Below are 3,268 nucleotides of genomic sequence, written 5' to 3' on the forward strand. Positions count from 1 at the left end.
GGCCCTGTTCTCGTATAGCTACGGCCAGGTGGCGTGTAGCACCACGCGATGCTCAGGTCTGGGGTCTGTGTGAGGGTTGGCGGCGCAGCGGTTGGCGGTAGCAGCCGTTCCGCTTCGAGGTCGGCTTATCAGACCTTCTGCCACTCTGACGGTCCGCCATAGTGGTGCCGCAGTAAATGCCGGATTTACTGCGACGGAGCTCCTATGGTGATCACCTCGACCTGCGGCGGGGCATTCCGGCCGCCGAAGCGAGGTGTACGCATTTACTGCGGCCGTGCTGGAAGGGTGGGGCGGGCATGACGATCGAACCAGTGACCGAGCTCAGGAGCGGGGGCGTGCTCCGGCTGCCGCGCACCCGGGTCGTACCCCTGTCTGCCCCTCCGGCCACGTACACCGCGGCCGTTGAGCGGTACCTCACCGGTGCGGGCATCGCGAAGTCCTCCGCGCGGATCTACCGGATCTCGCTGACGACGTGGGGATGGATGTTCGCTGGTGAGATCGCGCCGACAGGCGCCGCCCGCCGGGGCGCGAAGCCGCCCGTCTTCCCCGTCGCCGTGCTCGACGACCCGGCTCTGCCGGAGGCGCTGGCCGAGCTGGCGGCGGCCCGGGCAGACGAGATGGACGCCGACACCGTCAACCGGGAGCTGTCCGTCGCGCGCAAGGCGATCGGCTGGTGGCAGCGCCAGGGCTGGATCGAATGCGATCCGACGATCGGCATCGAACGGCGGCCGGCACCCCCGGACCGCACCAAGGCCCTCGCCGAGAACCAGATCGCAGCCATGTGGCGCTTGGACGTCGGTCTGAGAGAGAAGACGTTCTGGAAGATGCTCTACGAATCCGCAGCCAGGGCCGATGAGGTGCTGTGCCTGAACGTGGAGGACCTGTACCTCGCGGACAAGCGCGGCAGGATCACGGCCAAGGGCGGGGCGACCGAGTGGATTCACTGGCAGTCCGGTACCGCCCAGCTGCTGCCCCGCCTCATCGCCCGCCGCACCCGCGGCCCGCTGTTCCTCACCGGCCGCAAGGCCCCCGCTGGGACGCCGACCCTCGACGTGTGCCCGGAGACCGGCCGGGCCCGGCTCTCCTACCGCCGGGCTGAGGAGATCTTCGAGGAGAACACCCGGCTGCTGGCCAACCCGCTCGCCTCACCCGAGGACATCGAGGGCCTGGACGGCTGGACCCTGCACCAGCTCCGCCCCAGTGCCCTCACCCACGACGCCGAGGGCGGCACCTCCACTCCGATGCTGCTGGCCCGCTCCCGCCACGCCTCAGTCCGCTCCCTGGAGCGGTACGCCCGCCCCGGCATCGACGCGGTCGCCCGGCACGTTGCTGAACGTGACCCTGCCGCACGTCATAGGGCGTAACCGGTGCCCTACTTTCAGCGTGGGTCAAGAGGTGGGAGACGGGGCCTTGAACGAGTGCAGGTCGGCTACAGCGAGGGTTTGCTCCGCGTCATGCGCCTCGAAGGTGCCCATGTGCTGGAAGCCGAGGCGGGTGGCGAGCTTGAGGGAACGCTCGTTGGCCGTCTGGGTCACCACCAGGACCGGCTGGTCGGGCAGCTCGTCGGCGGCGGCCCGCAACACGGCTGTGGCGGCCTCGAATGCCAGCCCCGCACCCCAACTCCCACGCCGGAGCAGGTAGGTCAGCTCCAGCTCCCCGCCTTCCTTGGTGACGTGTCCCGGAAGGTCGGCGGAGCGGCGGTCGAGTACGAGTGTCCCGATGAACCGGTCGGTTTTCTTGTCGGCGATGACGTAGGTACCGGGCTTGCCTGCAATAGCGGCGGTGCCGTTCGCGTCGAAGTACTGCTCGACGACGCTACGGGGCCGCGGGCCCCCGAGGTGGGCACGAACCTGTGGATCGGTCTGGAGCTCGATGAGGCCGTCGATGTCGGCGTCCTGCGCTTTTCGCAGCCGGAGACGATCAGTGGTGATCTCATTGGCAGACAGCGTGGGTAATGCGTTCATGAGATCCATTGTCCCGGCTCTTTGGATCGAGCCACCAGTCCGGATGCGGTGGCCGGCTCCCCCTCGGGGATGCGTGGTCGGGGCACTGCTGGTACCCGGGCGGTCAGGTCCAGGTCGAGACGGCTGTTCATGTCCAGCTCGAACCGGCCGTAGGGGTTCACGTGCGTCCAGAACAGCGGAGACAGAGCCCGCCGGTCCGCGTCGGTGAGCGTGTCGACCCACTTCGGGTCGGCGAGAACCTGCTGCATCAGCAGCGTGTTGACATGGACGAGGGCGGACTGGAGCAGGTGCAGGGCGAGCATGGACACCTCCTGGGACTCCTTGTCCGCACCTGCCAGATCGCCGTCCTTGCCGTAGAAGAGGTCCTTGTTCGCGCTGTTCCAGTTCTCCACGACCTGCAAGCCCTCGTGGATCTCCTGACGCAGCTCGACGTCGGCGAGGTAGTCGCACACGAACGCCGTACGCACCGCCCGCCCAAGTTCCTCGATCGCCTGGTAGGTGGGGTGCTTGGGCCCGCCGCGGGTGAAGCGGCGCAGGACCTGCTCGGCCTCGGCCGTGCCCAGCCGCAGAGCGGTGGTGTACTTCACGATCTGGTCGTACTGCTGGCGGATCAGGTCCCAGTTGATCGTCTTGATGGACAGCACCGGCGCGAGGTGCGGCCACTGGTCGTCCTCCCCGGCGGCCGGCCGGTACAGGCGGGCAGAGCCGATGTTCTTCAGCCTCGGCATCAGCTTGAAGTCGAGCATGTGGGCGAAGGCGAACCCGACGATGGACGCACCGTGGGTGTCGGTGTACTGCCGGTCCACTTCCATGTCGGTGCAGTGCCGCAGCACGCCCTCGATCATCGAGGCGACCTCGGAGGCCGAGCAGGACTTGAGCTGGGAGTAGATGCACACCGACTTCCGCTCGACGTGCCAGTAGATCATCACGCCGGGGCCCCGATAGCGCTGGTGCCACTCGGTCATCAGGTTCGAGGACCAGGCCCCGAACTTGCGGCTGTCGGACGCGCACGCGGTGCCGGTACCCCACCACATCTCGTCCCGGGCGGCGAAGGTGGCGTTCACCAGCTTCACCAACGCGGCGCGCATGTTGGCCCGGTTGACGAACAGGTGCCGCACCCGGCGCAGCGTCGCCTCGGACTCTCCGTGCTTGCCCGTCACCGCGACACGCTTGATGCCCATGTTGGTGCCCAGGCCGAACAGCACCAGCAGCAGCCGGCGGCGCAGCACGTCCTTGGACAGGTTCTCGCGGGTGGCGACCGAGGTGAACTCGGCGATGAAGTCAGTATCGAACTCGGCGTACTT

General features: G+C 67.9%; 3 protein-coding genes. 1 reads left to right on the forward strand and 2 read right to left on the reverse strand.

The features are described 5' to 3' along the window. The first annotated feature begins 296 nt into the window (after window positions 1-296). The gene (locus AC07FT_RS36280; protein WP_479180429.1) at window positions 297-1,364 is read left to right on the forward strand and encodes a tyrosine-type recombinase/integrase; all 1,068 of its coding nucleotides are present in this window, start codon (window positions 297-299) and stop codon (window positions 1,362-1,364) included. Between the two features lie 24 nt (window positions 1,365-1,388). Here the strand turns inward: AC07FT_RS36280 and AC07FT_RS36285 are convergent, their stop codons facing one another. Next, window positions 1,389-1,964: a GNAT family N-acetyltransferase gene (locus AC07FT_RS36285; protein ID WP_467914999.1), complete on the reverse strand. Its 576-nt coding sequence runs from the start codon at window positions 1,962-1,964 to the stop codon at window positions 1,389-1,391. Continuing rightward, window positions 1,961-3,268, reverse strand: a 1,308-nt coding sequence (locus AC07FT_RS36290; RefSeq protein ID WP_479180431.1) for a transposase, incomplete at its 5' end; no start/stop codon positions are given. The genes AC07FT_RS36290 and AC07FT_RS36285, both read right to left, overlap by 4 nt.

The organism is Streptomyces sp. NPDC045899 (assembly GCF_056431485.1).

What these genes read in the sequence shown, in the direction of transcription:
- AC07FT_RS36280 (WP_479180429.1), top strand. Translation starts at nt 297, where the DNA reads ATGACGATCGAACCAGTGACCGAGCTCAGGAGCGGGGGCGTGCTCCGG.
- AC07FT_RS36285 (WP_467914999.1), bottom strand. Translation starts at nt 1,964, where the DNA reads ATGAACGCATTACCCACGCTGTCTGCCAATGAGATCACCACTGATCGT.